The 19266-nt window shown below is 28.9% G+C and carries 12 protein-coding genes and 1 tRNA gene; 11 read left to right on the top strand and 2 right to left on the bottom strand.

Annotated elements, in window-relative coordinates:
- The first annotated feature begins 105 nt into the window (after positions 1-105).
- The 5 genes from LPB03_RS06435 to LPB03_RS06415 all read left to right on the top strand — a co-directional run bounded on the left by LPB03_RS06435 (position 106) and on the right by LPB03_RS06415 (position 8820).
- Positions 106-3168, top strand: coding sequence for a type I restriction endonuclease subunit R (locus tag LPB03_RS06435; RefSeq protein ID WP_065318707.1), 3063 nt, complete (start codon positions 106-108; stop codon positions 3166-3168).
- Positions 3169-3181: 13 nt separating this feature from the next.
- Positions 3182-4810, top strand: coding sequence for an HsdM family class I SAM-dependent methyltransferase (locus LPB03_RS06430; RefSeq protein ID WP_065318708.1), 1629 nt, complete (start codon positions 3182-3184; stop codon positions 4808-4810).
- The gene (locus LPB03_RS06425; protein ID WP_065318709.1) at positions 4803-6116 is read left to right on the top strand and encodes a restriction endonuclease subunit S; all 1314 of its coding nucleotides are present in this window, start codon (positions 4803-4805) and stop codon (positions 6114-6116) included. The genes LPB03_RS06430 and LPB03_RS06425 overlap by 8 nt, the downstream gene beginning before the upstream one ends.
- A gap of 15 nt (positions 6117-6131) precedes the next feature.
- Complete coding sequence (locus LPB03_RS06420) at positions 6132-7037, top strand: DUF5655 domain-containing protein (protein ID WP_065318710.1); 906 nt, start codon at positions 6132-6134, stop codon at positions 7035-7037.
- 1141 nt (positions 7038-8178) lie between these two features.
- The gene (locus LPB03_RS06415) at positions 8179-8820 is read left to right on the top strand and encodes a DUF6266 family protein (RefSeq protein WP_065318711.1); all 642 of its coding nucleotides are present in this window, start codon (positions 8179-8181) and stop codon (positions 8818-8820) included.
- A gap of 284 nt (positions 8821-9104) precedes the next feature.
- Here LPB03_RS06415 and LPB03_RS06410 read toward each other — a convergent pair.
- A tRNA-Phe gene (locus tag LPB03_RS06410) sits at positions 9105-9177 on the bottom strand.
- Between the two features lie 105 nt (positions 9178-9282).
- On the opposite strand from LPB03_RS06410, the gene LPB03_RS06405 reads away from it, so the two are divergent.
- The 6 genes from LPB03_RS06405 (at position 9283) to LPB03_RS06375 (ending at position 16918) form a co-directional block, all read left to right on the top strand.
- Positions 9283-10011 carry a type III pantothenate kinase gene (locus LPB03_RS06405; protein ID WP_065318712.1) on the top strand — a complete coding sequence of 243 codons (729 nt, stop codon included), beginning with the start codon at positions 9283-9285 and terminating at the stop codon, positions 10009-10011.
- Complete coding sequence (gene bamG / locus LPB03_RS06400) at positions 10008-11294, top strand: BamG family beta-barrel-assembly machinery protein (RefSeq protein WP_065318713.1); 1287 nt, start codon at positions 10008-10010, stop codon at positions 11292-11294. Before LPB03_RS06405 ends, bamG begins: the two co-directional genes overlap by 4 nt.
- 14 nt (positions 11295-11308) lie before the next feature.
- Positions 11309-12646 carry a tetratricopeptide repeat protein gene (locus tag LPB03_RS06395; RefSeq protein ID WP_065318714.1) on the top strand — a complete coding sequence of 446 codons (1338 nt, stop codon included), beginning with the start codon at positions 11309-11311 and terminating at the stop codon, positions 12644-12646.
- Entirely contained in the window at positions 12639-13214 is a 576-nt protein-coding gene (gene lptC / locus LPB03_RS06390) for an LPS export ABC transporter periplasmic protein LptC (RefSeq protein WP_231953143.1), read from the top strand. Before LPB03_RS06395 ends, lptC begins: the two co-directional genes overlap by 8 nt.
- 226 nt (positions 13215-13440) lie before the next feature.
- Complete coding sequence (locus tag LPB03_RS06380; protein WP_083187047.1) at positions 13441-14706, top strand: hemolysin family protein; 1266 nt, start codon at positions 13441-13443, stop codon at positions 14704-14706.
- A 124-nt stretch (positions 14707-14830) separates the two neighbouring features.
- Entirely contained in the window at positions 14831-16918 is a 2088-nt protein-coding gene (locus LPB03_RS06375) for a peptidylprolyl isomerase (protein ID WP_065318717.1), read from the top strand.
- Between the two features lie 474 nt (positions 16919-17392).
- On the opposite strand, the gene rho is transcribed toward LPB03_RS06375, so the two are convergent.
- Positions 17393-19114 (bottom strand): transcription termination factor Rho, encoded by a 1722-nt coding sequence (gene rho / locus LPB03_RS06370; RefSeq protein ID WP_065318718.1) that lies wholly within the window; start codon positions 19112-19114, stop codon positions 17393-17395.
- Positions 19115-19266 lie beyond the last annotated feature (152 nt).

The following is a 19266-nucleotide window of genomic DNA, read 5'->3' as shown; positions in this document are numbered from 1 at the left end:
CAATAGTGTTGGTGGTGTATATTAAATACGAAAGAAGATGAAAAAATCAATTAATATTTTTACTTTTATAGTTCTGCTATATATAAAACAATTATGAAAAAGTAAATGAAATTCAACGAAGATTCAAGAGTAAAAATACCATCAATATTACATCTTACGAGATTAGGGTATAAATATTTATCATTAAAGGGAGCGGTTTGGAATGATGAAACAAACATATTTACAGATATATTTATTGATAGCATCCAGAAAATCAATCACGATTTAGATAAAGACGAAGCTAAAAGATTATTAAGTGATGTATCATTACTTTTAGATAATGAAGATTTAGGAAAAGCGTTCTATGAGAGGTTAAGTCAAAAAACTGGACATAAGATTATTGATTTTGAAAACTTTGAAAACAATACATTTAATGTTGTTACAGAACTAACTTATAAAAACGGAGACGAAGAGTTTAGACCAGATATAATTCTTTTAGTTAATGGTTTACCTTTAGTTTTTATAGAAGTTAAAAAGCCTAATAACAGAGAGGGTATTATTGCAGAACGAAATAGAATAAACAAGAGATTCCAAAATAAAAAGTTTAGACGTTTTGTAAACATTACACAGTTAATGGTATTCTCTAATAATATGGAATACGATAGTGATGATGTAGATACAGTTCAAGGTGTATTTTATGCATCGCCATCATATCACAAACCAATATTTAATTATTTCAGAGAAGAAGAAACGTTCGACTTAAATAGTCTTTTGTTACCTGAAAATGATGCTACAGAAAACGAAGTTTTAAAAGATAACAACTTAGTTATTATTAAACATTCGCCAGAGTTTTTGACCAATAAAGATTCCAATACACCAACAAATAGAGTCTCTACTTCTTTATTCTCTAAAGATAGATTGTTTTTTGTGCTACAGTATGCAATAGCTTATGTAAATGAAAGCTCAGGCTTACAAAAACATATAATGCGTTATCCTCAATTATTTGCAACCAAAGCAATAGAGAATAAACTAAATGAGGGTATAAGAAAAGGTATTATATGGCATACACAAGGAAGTGGAAAAACAGCATTGACGTATTACAATGTTAAGTTTCTAACAGACTATTATCAAAAACAACATGTAATTCCAAAATTCTATTTTATAGTAGATAGGTTAGATTTATTAATTCAAGCTAAAAGAGAGTTTACAAGCAGAGGTTTAACGGTGCATATTGTTAATTCAAGAAATGAGTTTGTTGCAGATATAAAATCTAAAGCAGCGTTACATAATGAAAGAGGAAACGCAGAAATTACGGTAGTAAATATTCAAAAGTTTTCAGATGATGCTAAAATAGTAACAGAACAAGATTATGATATAAATATTCAACGTGTTTATTTCTTAGATGAAGTACATCGTAGTTATAATCCTGAAGGTAGTTTCTTAGCTAATTTAGAGCAGTCAGATAAAAACGCTATTAAAATTGGATTAACCGGTACACCTTTATTGGGTACAGAATATAACTCTAAAACCTTGTTTGGCGATTATATTCATAAGTACTACTACAATGCATCTATTGCAGATGGATACACACTAAAACTAATTAGAGAAGAAATAGCATCTAATTATAAAATGGTTTTAGAGCAAGCCTTAAAAGAAATTAAAGTACTACAAGGTGACGTTCCTAAAAAGAAAATCTATGCAGATGCAAGATTTGCAGAACCAATGTTGGATTACATTGTTGAAGATTTTGAAAGTTTTAGATTAATGAATAACGATGCATCAGTTGGTGCAATGGTAGTGTGTGATAGTTCAGATCAAGCTAAAATGCTATTTGAGATATTTAATAATAAATATAGTAATAGTTATGCTTTAAACAAAGTAGCAGAGGAAAGAGAGTCTTATGGAGATAAAAAAAGAGAAAGCTATAAAGTAAAAAAAGCAGCTTTAATTCTTCACGACATAGGTATTAAAGAAGAACGTAAACAAGAAGTAGAAGATTTTAAAGATGGTAAAATAGATTTTCTTTTTGTGTACAATATGTTATTAACTGGTTTCGATGCTAAAAGGTTAAAGAAATTATACATAGGTCGTTTAATTAAAAAGCACAATCTATTACAAACATTAACCAGAGTAAACAGAACATATAAAGATTATAAATATGGTTTTGTAGTTGATTTTGCGGACATTAAAGCAGAGTTTGATAAAACTAATAAAGACTATTTTGAAGAGCTACAAGAGGTTTTAGGTGATGAAATGGAGCACTACTCTAACATCTTTAAATCTAAAGAAGAAATTCAAGAAGAAATAGCAGATATAAAAGAGATATTATTTCATTATGATACTTTAAACGCTGAAAACTTCTCACAACAAATTTCTCAAATATCAGACCGTAAAAAAATGTTAGGTTTAGTAAAGGCTTTAGGTAATGCTAAAAGTCTGTACAATCTAATTCGTTTATTTGGGCATTATGAGTTATTAGAAAAAGTAGATTTTAAAAAGCTTTCAGTATTGTATAGAGAAGCTAATAATCACTTACAATTACTAAACCAAAAGGAAGCGTTAGAAAATAATATAGATACTACCAATCTATTAAATGTAGCGTTAGAAGATGTAGTGTTTATGTTTAATAAGGTTGGAGAAGAAGAACTAATCTTAGCAGACCAACTAAAAGATACGCTTCGTAAAACAAGAGAAGAATTAGCAAGTAATTTTGATAAAAAAGACCCTGAATTTGTAAGTTTGTACGATGAATTAGAACGTTTATTTAAGAAGAAGAAATTAAACGAAGTAACGCAAGACGATATGAAAGCTAATATTGGAGCGTTAAAAGAAATTCACGCAAAAATATTAGAGTTAAATAGACAAAATAAACTACTACAAGCTAAATATGATAACGATCCTAAATACTGTCGTATTCATAAACGATTAGTAGAAAAAGGTGGTTTAACAAAAAGAGAAAGCCAATTATTTGAAGCCTTACAATCTGTTAAAAGTGAAGCAGACCTTCAGGTAATACAAAATAGTCGTTTACTTCAAAATGAGGGCTATTTAGATAAAATGATGATTAAGTTGGTAATTAATCAATTTGTAAAACAAAACAATATTAAATTAAATCCAGAGACTTCTAAATTCATTAATAATTTAGTAGTACAAGAATATACTAACGAATTTCACGGGCGTACAGCTTAGATTAAAAATATAAATGACAACAACAGTACAGTTTCAAACAGAAGTAAAAAACCTAATAGACAGCCTTAAAGGTATTTGTTCTAATTATGGTTTAGGTAATGATGGTGATGAATATAAAATCATAACACAAGTATTTCTATATAAGTTTTTAAACGACAAATTTGCTTATGAGGTAAAACAATTAAATCCTGCATTAGCAAAAGTAGAAAAATGGCAAAAGGCTATTGAAGCATTGCCTGATGAAGAGTATGAAATGCTAACCTTACAGCTAAATGCAGATACAGCAGTATTACAAACACAGCATTTAATTTCGCACTTGTTTGATATACAAAACACACCAGATTTTGCAAAAACCTTTGACGATACCTTAATGGATATTGCCATACAGAATAATGATATTTTCTCTGTAAAAACAACAGGTGGTTCTAAAGAACCTTTATTTGAACGCATTAGTGAAATTGTAGAAACAGCAGAGCGTAATGCCTTTTGTAAAGCAATTATAAACCAATTAGTAGATTTTAGTTTCGAGCATATTTTTAATGAGAAATACGATTTCTATGCTACTATTTTTGAGTACTTAATAAAAGACTATAATAACGATAGTGGTGGTACATATGCAGAGTATTATACACCACACGCAGTAGCTAAAATTATGGCTTCTATTCTGGTAACAGAAGATAATATTCAAGATGTTACCTGTTACGACCCAAGTGCAGGTTCGGGTACATTATTAATGAATTTAGCACACGCAATTGGCGAGGACAAGTGTACTATTTATTCACAAGACGTTTCAAAAAAATCATCTAAATTATTACGATTAAACCTAATCTTAAACAACTTAGTACATTCTCTTCAAAATGTAGTTCGTGGTAACACTATTTTAGCACCTTTTCATAAAGATGATGATAATGAGTTACAGAAGTTCGACTATGTAGTATCAAACCCACCATTTAAATTAGATTTTAGCGAGTATAGAGACGATTTAGATAGTAAAGAAAATAACGACCGTTTTTTTGCAGGTATACCAAATATTCCTAAAAAGAAAAAAGAGTCTATGGCTATCTATAGTTTATTCTTACAGCATATTATGCACAGTTTAACCAAAAATGGTAAAGCAGCTATTGTTGTGCCTACAGGTTTTATTACAGCACAAACAGGCATAGACAAAAAAATTAGAAAAAAAATGGTAGAAAGTAAAATGCTAGCAGGTGTAGTAAGTATGCCATCTAATATTTTTGCTACTACAGGTACAAATGTTTCAATTGTTTTTATAGATAAAAATAATACTGAAGATGTTGTGTTAATCGACGCCTCAAATTTAGGAACAAAGGTAAAAGAAGGTAAAAATCAAAAAACTTTATTATCAGGAACAGAAGAACAGCAAATTATAGATGTTTTTAACAATAAAAATGTTGTAAATGACCTCTCTGTTGTTGTTAAATATAAAGATATTGAGGAAAAAAATTATTCTTTTAGTGCAGGACAATATTTTGAAGTTAGAATAGAGCACATAGATATAACAAGTGAAGAATTTAATATTAAAATAACTGATTATAATAACAGCTTAGAAAATCTTTTCAATGAAGGCACATCATTGGAAAATAAAATTAAAACTCGTTTAAAAAAACTAAGCTATGAGTAAACTAAAGAAATATAAGTTTAGTGATTTGTACGAAATGAGTTCTGGTATATCAACAAAACCTGAACAAGCTGGAAAAGGTTATCCTTTTATCTCATTTTCTACAATATTTAATAATTATTTCATACCAACTGAGTTGCCTGACTTAATGGATTCTTCTGATGCAGACAGAAAAAAATATTCGGTTAAAGAAGGAGATATTTTCTTGACAAGAACAAGCGAAACTGTAGATGAATTAGGTATGAGTTCTGTAGCTATTCAAGATATGCCAGATGCAACGTTTAGTGGGTTTGCAAAAAGGTTAAGACCTAATCAAAATGATATAACATATCATAAATTTATGGCTTTTTATCTTAGGAGTAAATTGTTTAGAAAAACAATGAACAATAATGCTTTAATGACTTTAAGAGCAAGTTTAAATGAACAAATTTTTTCTTACTTAGAACTTTTGCTTCCAGATTATAATACTCAAAAAAGAATTGGAGACTTACTATTCCTTATTAATTCTAGAATTGAGTTAAATAATGCGATAAATAATAAATTAGAAGATTTGGCTATTGCATATTTTGATTATTGGTTTATTCAATATGATTTTCCAAATAAAGATGGAATGCCATACAAATCATCAGGTGGGAAAATGGAATATGATAAAGATCTAAATATTGATATTCCTTTAGGTTGGGAAGTAAAACGAATGAATAATTATCTTAGTATTGATTCTGGTTACTCTTTTGATTCTGATTCCTATTTAGAAAAAGGCAAATTTAAAATTATTACAATTAAAAATGTACAAGATTCTAAGTTTGATACAAATACTGTAAGTTATATTGATGACAAACCAATTGGTTTACCATCTACTTGTGAGCTACATTGTGGTGATATTTTAATATCTCTAACAGGTAATGTAGGTAGAACTTGTTTAGTTTCAGAGGAAAATACTCTATTAAATCAAAGGGTTGGTAAGTTTAGTTGCGATGAAAAATATCATTCTTACTTCTATTTGCTTTTTAAAAGGAGAGAACAAAGGTTAAGATTAATAAAAATATCTACGGGTAGCTCTCAAAAAAACCTAAGTCCTATTGATGCTGTGAAAGCATACAATTCATTCCCTAACTCTGTGGTTTTAGAAGATTTTAATAAAGTGACAAATCCTTTAATAGATAAAATAGTTAGTAATGAAAAGATTTCACGAAAATTAGAAGAATTAAGAGATTGGTTATTGCCTATGTTGATAAATGGTCAAGTAACAGTTGCGGAAGCAGAAGCACATATTAACCAAGCAGCAGAACCACAAAAGGATTATAGTTAAAGAACAATTCATACAATGCATTTATATAACTTAAAATCAAAAGAGTCTATTAGTGTTTTAAAAGAGAAACCATTTAAATTAGAAAGAGAAATACAATCGCTTTTTGAAAATAATTTAAAGGAGTTAATGGATTTGCAATTAGTGAAATCTGAGTTCTCTATTAAAAATAAACGTATAGATACTTTAGCTTACGACACACAATCAAATGCTTTTATTATTATTGAATATAAACGTAGTAGAAATATAAGTGTAGTAGATCAAGGATTTACATATTTAAGTTTAATGCTTGAGAATAAAGCAGATTTTATAGTTGAGTATAACGAAACATTAAAGCAAAATTTAAAACGCACAGATGTAGATTGGAGTCAAACAAGAGTAGTTTTTGTATCTACAAGTTTTACCGAAAATCAAAAAACAGCCACGAATTTTAAAGATATAGCTATTGAGTTATGGGAAGTAAAAAGATATGAAAACAATTTAATTAGTGTAAACCAAATAAAGAAAAGTAAATCGGCAGAAAGTATCAAGCCAATTACATCTAGCAATACACAATTAGAAGCAGTTACAAAAGAGATAAAAGTATATACAGAAGAATTTCATTTAGACAATTATCCAGATAAAGTAAAAGAACTTTACGAAACCTATAAAGAAGCTATTTTAAACCTAGCTGATGATATAGAGCTAGAACCTAAAAAGCTATATATAGCATTTAAAAAGGATAAAAACATAGCAGATATTGTAACACTAAAGAAAGGAATAAAACTATTTATTAATTTACCAAAAGGTAAACTAGAAGACCCAAAAAACCTAATGCGAGATGTATCAAATACAGGACATTGGGGAAATGGAGATTATGAATTAGTAATAACAAATAATGATAATTTAGAGTATATTTTGTATTTGATTAAACAAGCTATTTAGATTTTTAATTCCTCACACCACAAAACCCAATTTATTGAGAAAAACAATAAACGGCTGTCTTTTGTGCTGTTCCTCTAGCCAACGCATAGTTGGTTTTATGTCATAATAGTTGTAGCCAACGCTAAAATGGCACATTGTTTTTTTATTTAAACGTAGTTATTATTTTATAATAGGAACAATATAAAAACAAAGAGCCATTGCCAACGCTCAAACAACTATTTCGCCATAAAACCAACCCCAAGCTAAGTTACATAATGCGCAGTTATACTGCTCTTCCACAAAAGTTCCAGGCACTATAACGCCATTATGTAAAATAGCCGCACATCCAACGCTCACACCCGATATTAATAATAACATTTAGATATTTAAACAACATTAAATCTTTAATGCATTGTTTTTATAAGTGCTTTTGGCAACTTTAAATTAAGCACAAGAACTATATAATTAAAAGTAGAAAATTAAAGACAATTTATTAAGCACCTATAAAATCAAAAAAAGCCAATAAGAGTAAAACTTTTTATTTATGAAGAAAATTAGTAGTAGCCGTTTTCACTAAAAGTAAATGCTATGAACAAATCAGAGAAAAAGTTAAATAGGTAAATCAATCGCTTAAAATTACAAATAGTAGGCATCCACTTTTAATAAAACCTAATAGAATAAGTTAGCACAAATAAAAAGTCTTTACCCTTATCCTCGCTTCTGCCAGCGCACTACGTACTTTAATTATTTTTCAAATGTGTTGTATTAATATCGTCGATTTTTGTAGTATTATGTAGATTTTTTGTACTACCTAATAACTTACTCTAAATCATTCAATCGCCATTAGGCTAACATTTTTAAAGATTGATAAACTCCACGCTCAAACCCAGCCTCTGTTTATCAATCTTTAAAAACGATATAACACATTTTCCCTTATCTCATTCATCTGCACAAAAATTCTGCTAAATTCATTTATTTTCTTTATCAAAATTCTTTGTTTGCCTCATTTCGTTAAGAAAAAACGTGTAAAACAAGTTAATCAAGGGTAAAACAAGTTTAAAAATAATTTTGAAGGGAAGAATTATGTATTATGCGCACATGTTAAAGCCATATTAAACCCGTACCAAGTCCAAACAAGTATTAATTTTAAATAAATATAGTAATGGGAAAAATATCTCAAGGAATTTTAGGAGGATTATCTGGTAAAGTTGGAAACGTTATTGGTGGAAGTTGGAAAGGCATTGATTATTTAAGAATCAAACCTTCTAGTGTAGCCAATCCAAAAACAGAAGGTCAAGTTAGTCAAAGAAACAAGTTTACAATTACATTAGAATACTTACAGGCAAATAAAGACTTCATTAAAGTTGGTTACAAATCTTATGCAATTAAGAAAACAGAATTTAATGCAGCAATGTCTTACGTCTTAAAAAATGGAATTATAGGAACTTTTCCTAATTTTAATGTAGACTACTCTACAGCATTATTAAGTAGAGGTAATTTGTCATCACCTTTAAATGCAAGTGTTGATTTGTCAACTGCTAATGAAGTTGCTTTTAATTGGGATGATAACTCAACAGATGGAAATGCAAGTGCAACAGATAGGTCTATGATAATAGCATATAACCCATCAAAAAAAGAATCAATTTCTTTATTAGATGGAGCACAAAGAAGTGCAACTACTCAAACATTAATTTTACCAACTTCATACACAGGAGACAATGTTCAGCTATTTATGGCATTTATTTCTTTAGATAGTAAGATTGTGTCAAATAGTGTTTATTTAGGCTCTGGTACAGTGGCTTAATAATAGAATTTAAATAAACATTGTAAACCGCTGCATTAAATTGTGGCGGTTTTTGTTTCTTTTCAATTGAAATAATTTTTATTTCATCGTGATTTATTTTTAGATAGCCTTATATTGCTTGAAGTATTCAACTGATAGAGAGGAATATTAAGTATAATAATAAAAATTAATTTTGAAATATTTATAATGGGAGTTAAAGAAAGTCAATTTAATTTTTATAGCACCCTATTTAGCGCCCTAAAAATAAAAAACCCTATAAACATTGAGTTTACAGGGTTTTTAAGTGGTACCTCCAGGAATCGAACCAGGGACACAAGGATTTTCAGTCCTTTGCTCTACCAACTGAGCTAAGGTACCATTAATATTACCGTTAGCGGATGCAAATATAATATGTTTTTTGATATCTCCTAAATAAAATTAATAAAAATTTGATTGTATTTTTGAATTTCCTAAAAAAAGAAAATGAATTTAATTATAGATGTTGGCAATACAAGAGTAAAAGTTGCTGTTTTTGAGGAGGATACAATTGTTGATTTCGTAGTTTTTGATAAAATAAAAATTGTATCAGAAATAAAAAAAATAATTAAAAAGTATAATATTACAGCTGCAATTGCATCAAGTGTGGCGCTTTTGTCAGCAAAGAAGATTGAAAAACTACAAAGTTTCGTCGAAATTATGTTTGTTTCGTCGAATCTTGAAATCCCTTTTAAAAATTTATATGCAACTCCAACTACGTTAGGTGTCGATAGAATTGCGCTGGTTTTTGGCGCTTTTATAAAATATCCGAAGAAAAATGTCTTAATTATTGATGCAGGAACTTGCATAACTTTTGATTTTTTGACTAAGAATGGTGAATATTTAGGAGGCGCAATTTCGCCTGGAGTAGAAATGAGGTACAAGTCACTTCATAAATTTACATCTAAACTTCCTCTACTTCCTATAAATAAACCCGAAAACTTTGTTGGGAATAGTACAAAAGAAAGCATAAACTCTGGAGTTGTAAATGGTGTAATTCAAGAAATTGAGGGTGTTATAAATCAATACGAAAAAAAATATTTAGATTTAACAGTTGTTTTAACAGGTGGTGATACAAATTTCTTGTCAAAACAATTAAAAAGTAGCATATTTGCCAATCAAAATTTTCTCCTAGAAGGATTAAATGAAATATTGATTTTTAACAAAAGCAAATGATTAGAAGTATCGTAGTAATTATTTTACTATTAAATTCTGTAAATTTTATAGCACAAAGAACCAGTTCTTCTCCTTATTCTTATTTTGGAATTGGAGATCAATTTAGTCCTAGAACTGTTGAGCAGAACTCAATGGGTGGTATAGGAGTAGCATTTAACCATTACAAATATTTAAATTTTACAAACCCTGCAGCATTTGCAGATTTAAGGTATACAACATATGCTTTTGGTTTATTAAATAGCGATTTAACAGTTAAAAGCGGAACTACAGAACAAAATAGTGTTTCCACAAGTTTATCTTATATAGCTTTAGCGTTTCCAGTTGGTAAAAATGCAGGTCTTTCTTTTGGTTTGCAGCCAGTTTCTGCTGTTGGTTATTCTTTATCTAACACAGTTACAGTTAATGATGAAATTACAGAAGCTTCTGCTTACACTGGTAATGGAGGTGTAAATAGGTTTTATGGAAGTTTTGGAATTAAAGTATATAAAGGGTTGTCTTTAGGTGTGGAAGCCGATTTTAGTTTTGGAGATATAGAAAATAGTATCATAAACCAAAGAGCTAATGTTTCTTTAGCTACAAAATATAATGAGGTTATTAATTTAAGAGGAACTTCTGTAAAGTTTGGAGCACAATATCAAAAAGAATTAAAAAACAAATTGATGCTTACTGCTGGTGCAACTGCAAAACTTGGCAATAGTCTAAATGTAGAAGGTAATGATTATTTATACTCTTTTAGATATACAAGCGCTGGCTCAGAAAATCCTAGAGATACTATTTCATCTACTTTAATTGATGGTGAATTTAATTTGCCATTAAAAACTAACTTTGGAGTTGGTCTTGGTAAATTCGACAAATGGTATGCAGGTGTTGAATATGAAAGTCAAAATGCCATAGGTTCTACTGATTTATTAGCAAATACAACTGGTGCTTATAGGTATGGAAATTCAAATAGAATATCTTTAGGAGGTTTTTATTTGCCTAAAATTAATTCTATATCAAGTTACTGGGAAAGAATAACTTATAGAGCTGGTGTGCGTTATGAAAACACAGGTTTATTGGTTGACGGATCAGGAAATACCTCGAATTTTACAGAAATAAATGACTTTGGCATATCTTTTGGTTTAGGTTTACCACTAAAGAGATTGTCCACAGTAAATATGGGATTTGAATTTGGTAAAAGAGGAACCATAGAAAATAACTTGATTCAAGAAAATTATTTTAATTTTAGATTAAGTTTATCTTTGACAGATACAAATTGGTTCGTAAAAAGAAAAATAGATTAACATAAACTATCAAAATGAAGAAAATAACGTTTTTATTAGCAGCTACTATATTTTTTGTATCTGCAAAGACCAATGCACAAGATGATGCTAACAGGGAATGCCAAATTAAATATAATTTATTTAAAGGGGATTATCAATCTAAAAAGTATGATGATGCCTATCCAAATTGGATTTATTTAATGGATAATTGTCAAGATTTATCTGTAAATATTTACAAATTAGGATCAACGATGGCAGAAAAATTTAAAAAAGATCCTGCTTTAGTAAAAAGAGTTTTTGAACAAAGACTACAATATTTTCCTGATGTAGACCCTGCAAAGGTTCATAGTGATTATGCTGAGTATTTGTTAGAAAACAAATTAGGAACAGATGATGAGGTTTTTGGTCTTTTAGATAAAGCCTATAAGTTAGATCCAACAAGAATGGGTGTAAAAAACTTATATATTTACTTTCAAGGAGTAACTGATAGAAATAAAGATACAAATCCTCAATTAGTATTTGATACGTATGATGATGTTGTAGAGTCTGTTGGAGAAAAATTAGATGGGTATGCAAAGAAAATTTTGGAATTATCAGATTCTACAAGAGTTTTAGATAGTAGAGAAAAATCGAATTTAAAAGCTTACACAATAAACTCTAAAGCTTTAGGGCAAATTGAAGGTGGTTTGGATAGAATGATTTCTGATTTAGCGACTTGTGAACGTTTAGTTCCTTTATATAGAAGAGATTTTGAGGAGAATAGAGGTAATGTAAGTTGGTTAAAAAGAGCTGTTTCTAGAATGTTTTATAAAGAATGTCAAGATGATCCTTTATATGCAGAATTAGCGAAAGCATATGCAGAAGCATCTCCATCTCCAGAAGCATATTCTTTTTTAGCAAATGTTTTAGAAAATAATGGCGATTCTAAAGGGGCAACAGAAATGAGACAAAAGTCTTTTGATTTAGAAACAGACCCTCTTAAAAAAGCAAATTATAAATTAAAGTTTGCACAAGCTGCACAATCTAGAGGTCAATTATCTAGTGCTAGAAGCTTAGCAAGAGAAGCTTTAAAATTTAATCCTAATTCAGGAAAAGCTTATTTATTAATTGGTAGATTATATGCATCTAGTGCAAATAATTGTGGAGATGATGAATTTGAAAAAAGAATGGTATATGCAGCTGCATTAAGACAAGCACAAAAAGCAGCTTCTGTAGATCCAAGTATTTATTCTTTAGCTTCTAGATATATTGCGTCTTATAAAGGAAGTTTACCAACTAAAAAGGTTATTTTTACAGCAAGTAAAACAATTGGACAATCTTATACAATTAAATGTTGGATAGGAGAAACTGTAACTATAGCATCTAGTGATTAATTATAAAAAAACATATTCTATTATAACAAAAAGCATTGCTGTTCTATTTGTAACAGCAATGCTTTTTGCATGTACAAATAATACTCAAAAGGCAAGAGATTTTTTGGCTGATAAAAATTTACCAGTTGGTACTTCTACAGATGCGTATCATGTATATAAAGATTCTGGTAGAATTACTTCTAAATTGATAACACCTAAAATGTTAGACTTTAGTAATAGAGAACAGCATCCTTATAATGAGTTTCCTCTAGGAATAAAGATTATCAATTTTGAGAATAAAGGAAGAGATTCCATTACGATTACTGGTAATTATGCACTATCATATGCAAAAACATCTATATCAGAAATTAAAGGAAATGTTATTGTTATCAATCATACAGATAAATCTAGATTAGAAACAGAACAATTATTTTGGGACGAAAAAACAAAATACTTTGTGTCAGAAAAAGCATTTAAGTTAACCAAAGAAAATGATACTATTTTTGGTATTGGTTTTGAGTCTAAAGATGATTTATCGAAACATCTTGCAAAAAAAACAACAGGAAAATTAGAAACTAAAGAAGATTAAATTATGAATAGAATTTGGAAATTTTTTCAATACGGATATTTAATGATAGCTTTTATTTGTTTAGTAGAAACTTATGTGCAATGGAACGTAGATAGAAATAGGGCCTATTTCTTCTTAATTTTCGGAGTTTTAATTACATTAGTATTTTTCTTTAAAAGACATTTTAGAAAAAAAGTTGAAAAAAGAAATAATCAAAACAATCAAAAAAAGCAATAACTAATATATAATGGAGGTTGAACTCATTATTGTTATCATATCAATTTTGCTATCTGCGTTTTTTTCAGGTATGGAAATTGCATTTGTTTCTGCCAATAAAATGCATATTGAGCTAGAAAAAAAAAGAGATGGTTTTATCCCTAAAATTTTAACAATAATTACTCAAAAATCATCGAAATTTATTACAACTATGTTGGTTGGTAATAATATTTCTTTGGTAATTTATAGTTATTATATGGGCGAATTGCTCATTAGGTTTTTGCCAATTGAAACCTTTAATGACTTTTCTGTATTGTTAATACAAACCATAATTTCTACAATTATAATATTGATAACAGCAGAGTTTTTGCCAAAAGCAATTTTTAGAATCTACGCAAACGAAGTTTTAAAAATATTTGCTGTTCCTGCTTATATCTTCTATTATATATTTCATTTTTTCTCTGAATTTATTACCTTAATTTCCGATTTTTTTCTGCGTGTATTTTTTAAAACGAATGCAGATGAACAACAAACGGAGTTTAGTAAAGAGGAATTAGGTATTTATATTAATGAACAGTTAGATTCAGGTAATGATGATGATGAAATGGATTCTGAAATCCAAATTTTTCAAAACGCTTTAGAATTTCAAAACGTTAAAGCAAGAGAAGTTATGGTACCTAGAACAGAAATTGTTTCTGTTGAAATCCATGAAACAGTTACCAATTTAAAAAACACTTTTATAAATACGGGTTTATCAAAAATTTTGGTTTATAAAACTTCTTTAGATGATGTTGTTGGGTATGTAAATGCTTTCGAATTGTTTAAAAAACCAAAAACTATAAAATCTATTTTATTGCCTTTAGAATTTGTGCCAGAGTCTATGATGATTAATGATATCCTAAATTCATTAATGAAAAAACGTAAAAGCGTAGCAGTTGTAATCGATGAATATGGAGGAACTTCTGGCATGATTACAGTAGAAGATATTGTAGAAGAATTGTTTGGAGAAATAGAAGATGAGCATGATTCTCAAGAGTTTTTAGAGGAAAAAATTAGTGAATCGAAATTTAATTTCTCTGCAAGATTAGAAATCGATTATTTAAATGAAGAATACGATTTAAATATTCCAAAATCAGAAGCTTACGAAACTTTAGGAGGCTTTATTATAGAGCACACAGAAAATATTCCTGAAGAAAAAGAATTGATAGATTTAGAGACTTTTGAAATCAAAATTTTGAAGATGAGTGGAGCAAAAATAGATGAAGTATCTCTTAAAATATCCAACCAAACAGACTAAATAACACTTCTTTTTTTTTAGCTGAAAAAAATGTACCTAACTCGCTTCTAATAAGTAAAAAATGGGTTGCAATATTAAAACCAAAAACCGTATATTCGCCAACTGAAATTAAATTAAAATTAGTATGGCAGTTTTATCAAAAATTAGAGAACGTTCAATGTTCTTAATTATAATTATTGGATTAGCACTTTTTGCGTTTGTATTAGATCCATCAACACTTGGTGATTTTTTCGATTCTAGCAAGGTAAATGAAATTGGTGAAATCAATGGCGAAGCTATTTCTAGACAAGAATTTGCAAACGAATTAGAAGCTTACAAACAACAATCTGGAGGAAGAATATCTGAAATGCAAGCTGCAAAAACAGTTTGGGATAATATTGTAAGAAAAAAAATATACAAAAACCAATTAGAAGAAGCTGGTATCACAATTGGCGAGGCAGATATTTGGAACGAAGTTGTAAATTCACAATTTGTACAAAACAGTCCAGAATACCAAAATGAAGCTGGTTTATTTGATGAAGCTAAATTCAAACAATTTTTAGCTACAGAAAAAGAAAACAAAACACAATTATGGTCTCAGTGGTCTGCTTACATGAACCAAATTAGAGATAATGCAGAAAGAAATACATACAATAATTTAGTAACTGCAGGGCTTGGAGCTTCTTTAAAGGAAGGTGAAGCAGCTTATATGATTGATAACGTAAAGTTAAATGCACAATTTGTATATGTTCCTTACACATCTATTGCAGATAGCTTAGTGAAGATTAAAAAATCTGAAGTAGAGGCATATATCAAAAATAATTCAGAACAATTTAAAGTTGAAGCTTCAAGAGATATTTCTTACGTTCAATTTAATATTACTCCATCAGCAGAAGATGAACAAGCAATAAAAAATAATCTTTCTGGTTTAATTGAAGATTTTAAAGCTACAAAAGACGATGCTGTATTTTTATCAGAAAATAATTCAGACTCAAGCTTAAATCCTAATTTTCAATTTAAAAGTTCTGTTAACCAGGAAATTGCAAATCAATTATTTGAAGGAAATAAAGGAGATGTAGTTGGGCCTTATAAAGATAAAAATGCTTTTAAAATTTCTAAAGTTTTAGAAGTTTCACAAATGCCAGATTCTGTAAGAGCAAGTCATATATTAATTCCTTTTGCTGGTTCTCAAAGAGTTGCACCAGATGTTACTAGAACAGAAGAAGAAGCAAAGAAGTTAGCAGATAGCTTATTAAATGTTGTAAAAAGAAGTGCTAATAAATTTGGTCAATTAGCTAAAGAATTTTCATCAGATTTAGGATCTGGAGCAAAAGAAGGAGATTTAGATTGGTTTAATTATAGTAGAATGACTCCTGCTTTTAGAGATTATGCTTTTACTGGAAAAAAAGGAGATATTGGTGTTGTAAAAACTCCATTTGGATATCATATCATTAAGATTGATAATCAAAAGAACAATCAAAAAGTTTTAAAATTAGCAACCTATACTTCTACAATTGTTCCTTCTGAAGCTACAGAAAATGAAATGTTTAGAACAGCAGAAGAATTTGCTTTAGCAGTATCTAAAGAAAATAAATTCTATGATGTTGCTGCAGAAAAAAACTACACACCAAAACCAGCAATAGGTTTAAAATCTTTAGACGAAAACGTTCCTGGTATTGGAAATCAAAGACAAATTGTTAGCTGGGCATTTAGCAGCGATACAAATGTAAACGATTTTAAACGTTTCGATTTAGAAGGTAGTTATGTTGTAGCATTTGTTACAGGTTCAGAAGAAAAAGGTTTAATGTCTGTAGAAAAAGCTACAAGTACTGTAAGACCTATTTTAACAAATGAAAAGAAAGCTGCAATGCTTAAAGATAAATTAAATGGATCTGACTTAGAAGCTATTGCAAAAGCTAATAATACAAGTATTAGAACTGCAAGCAATGTAACTTTAAAAAGCCCAACACTTTCAGGAGTTGGAGTAGAGCCTAAAGTAGTTGGTGCTATGTATAATGCAGAAATAAATAAATTATACAATTCAGTTGAAGGAAGCAGAGGAGTTTATGCTTTTAAAGTAACTAATAAAGAAATACCAACAGCTTTGCCAAACTATGATGCAAATAGAAAGAGAATTGCAGAAAGTAGAAAAAGCTCTACTTTTAAAATGTATGAGGCAATTAAAAATTCATCAGAAATAGAAGATAACAGAGCATTAATGTACACAAATTAATCGCTTTTAACTTCTTAAAATTTATAAAATCCGTTCATTTTTTGAACGGATTTTTTCTTGCTTATTATTTTTGAATGTATGGTGATAAATCAAAAAAAATAGAAAAAAAGATTATTATAAAATTTATAACTAGCTTAAAGTTTATGACATCTATTGATTCAACTTATTGTAAGATACTTGTATATAAGTTGATGTTTTTCAAAGAGTACAAAGTATTTGTTAAGACGTAATTTTGTTAACAATAAATAAGCTAACTATTATAGTAAATATGTTACAATAAAAACTAATAACTTTTCAAGGAATAAATTAAGTTACCTTTTTAAAAATTGAGTCCTATTTTTATTGAATGAAAGTATATTTTTTATTCAATAATAAATTAACCTTTATTTTTGTTGGATAAAAATGCAATAAATAAAGCCTTTTTGAGAAATCAAAAAGGCTTTGTATATTAATTATGTCTAATTTATGAAATTATTATCCTCTCATAGAAATTAAAAACTCATCATTATTTTTAGAAAACTTTATTTTATCATTGATAAATTCCATTGCTTCAATAGGATTCATATCTGCAAGATATTTTCTTAAAATCCACATTCTTTGCACAGTTTTTTCATCTAATAATAAATCATCTCTTCTTGTAGAAGATTTAATTAAATCGATAGCAGGATAAATACGTCTATTAGAAATATTTCTATCTAACTGTAGTTCCATGTTTCCTGTACCTTTAAATTCTTCAAAGATAACTTCGTCCATTTTAGAACCAGTTTCTGTAAGAGCAGTTGCAATAATGGTTAAAGAACCACCATTTTCTATATTTCTAGCAGCTCCAAAAAAACGTTTTGGTTTGTGTAAAGCATTGGCATCTATACCACCAGAAAGTATTTTTCCAGATGCTGGAGCAACAGTATTATAAGCTCTTGCCAAACGTGTTATAGAATCTAAAAGAATTACCACATCATGGCCACATTCTACCAAACGTTTTGCTTTTTCTAATACAATGTTTGCAACACGAACGTGTTTATCTGCAGGCTCATCAAAAGTAGAAGCAACAACTTCTCCACGAACACTTCTTTGCATGTCTGTAACCTCTTCAGGACGTTCATCAATCAATAATACAATTTGATAAACTTCTGGATGATTCTGTGCAATTGCTTTGGCAATATCTTTTAATAACATTGTTTTACCCGTTTTTGGCTGGGCAACAATCATTCCTCTTTGACCTTTTCCAATAGGAGAAAATAAATCGATAATTCTTGTTGATAAAGAACTTCCTTTTTCTGCTAAATTGAATTTTTCTTGAGGAAATAAAGGCGTTAAATGTTCGAAAGAAACTCGATCTCTAACAATATTTGGGTTCAATCCATTAATTTTAGAGACTCTAATTAATGGGAAATATTTTTCACCTTCTTTAGGAGGTCTTACATTTCCTCTAACAGTATCACCAGTTTTTAAACCAAATAGTTTAATTTGAGATTGAGAAACGTAAATATCATCAGGAGAAGATAAATAATTATAATCAGAAGAACGTAAAAAGCCATAACCATCAGGCATCATTTCTAAAACACCTTCACTTTCTATAATACCATCAAATTCAAAATCTGGATCTCTATATCTATTACTAGATTTGTTTCCATTACTTCTACTATTGTTCGTTTTATTTTGCTGATTCGTGTTTTTAGTTTTCTGCTGATTAGGATTTCTTGGCGGATTATTTCTCGCTTGATTTTTATGAACAGGTTTCTGTTCTTTAGAATCATTAGAGTCCGTTTTTACAGCTCTTGGTTTATTTTTTTTAGCATCAACATTAGTGTTTTCAGAAGAATCTTCTGTTTTATTTTGTGACACTTGAGGTCTTTCTTCTTTGTTAGGTACCTTTTTTACAACTTTTCTTACAGGACGCTTTTTTACGGGTGTTGTATTTTCGTCAGAAATAGTTTCATTTTTAGTTTCTGGCTCCTTACTAGGTTCGTTTTTAACCTTTTGTACAACTCTTTTTCTTTTAGGTTTTTCAGTTGTAGTCTTTTCTGTAGGAGCAGTATCTTGTTTTGTAGAAGAAGGGTTAGCTGCTTGTCTATCTAAAATTTGATATACTAAATCTAATTTTTTTAATTGGCTAGTCTTAGTAAGTCCAATAGATTTTGCAATTACTTGCAGGTCAGCAAGAGTTTTTGCTTTCAGTTCAGAAATTTCGAACATTTATATAGTTGTTAAGTTATGATAAATCTTAAAATAAGATATTAAAAAAATTGTTTATTTGATTTTTTAATTTATTGTATATAGTGCTATACAATATTTTGTGTGGGTACTGTTCCACAAATATATACTTTTTTTTTTACTTTTAAGTTTTC

The sequence above is a fragment of the Polaribacter vadi genome (assembly GCF_001761365.1).
Lineage (GTDB): Bacteria > Bacteroidota > Bacteroidia > Flavobacteriales > Flavobacteriaceae > Polaribacter > Polaribacter vadi.
This window is presented reverse-complemented; position numbering and strand designations above follow the sequence as displayed.

Coding starts and splice junctions, on each gene's coding strand:
- rho (WP_065318718.1), bottom strand. CDS start 19,114: ATGTTCGAAATTTCTGAACTGAAAGCAAAAACTCTTGCTGACCTGCAA.
- bamG (WP_065318713.1), top strand. CDS start 10,008: ATGATTAGAAGTATCGTAGTAATTATTTTACTATTAAATTCTGTAAAT.
- LPB03_RS06380 (WP_083187047.1), top strand. CDS start 13,441: ATGGAGGTTGAACTCATTATTGTTATCATATCAATTTTGCTATCTGCG.
- LPB03_RS06420 (WP_065318710.1), top strand. CDS start 6,132: ATGCATTTATATAACTTAAAATCAAAAGAGTCTATTAGTGTTTTAAAA.
- LPB03_RS06395 (WP_065318714.1), top strand. CDS start 11,309: ATGAAGAAAATAACGTTTTTATTAGCAGCTACTATATTTTTTGTATCT.
- LPB03_RS06375 (WP_065318717.1), top strand. CDS start 14,831: ATGGCAGTTTTATCAAAAATTAGAGAACGTTCAATGTTCTTAATTATA.
- LPB03_RS06405 (WP_065318712.1), top strand. CDS start 9,283: ATGAATTTAATTATAGATGTTGGCAATACAAGAGTAAAAGTTGCTGTT.
- LPB03_RS06435 (WP_065318707.1), top strand. CDS start 106: ATGAAATTCAACGAAGATTCAAGAGTAAAAATACCATCAATATTACAT.
- LPB03_RS06430 (WP_065318708.1), top strand. CDS start 3,182: ATGACAACAACAGTACAGTTTCAAACAGAAGTAAAAAACCTAATAGAC.
- LPB03_RS06415 (WP_065318711.1), top strand. CDS start 8,179: ATGGGAAAAATATCTCAAGGAATTTTAGGAGGATTATCTGGTAAAGTT.
- LPB03_RS06425 (WP_065318709.1), top strand. CDS start 4,803: ATGAGTAAACTAAAGAAATATAAGTTTAGTGATTTGTACGAAATGAGT.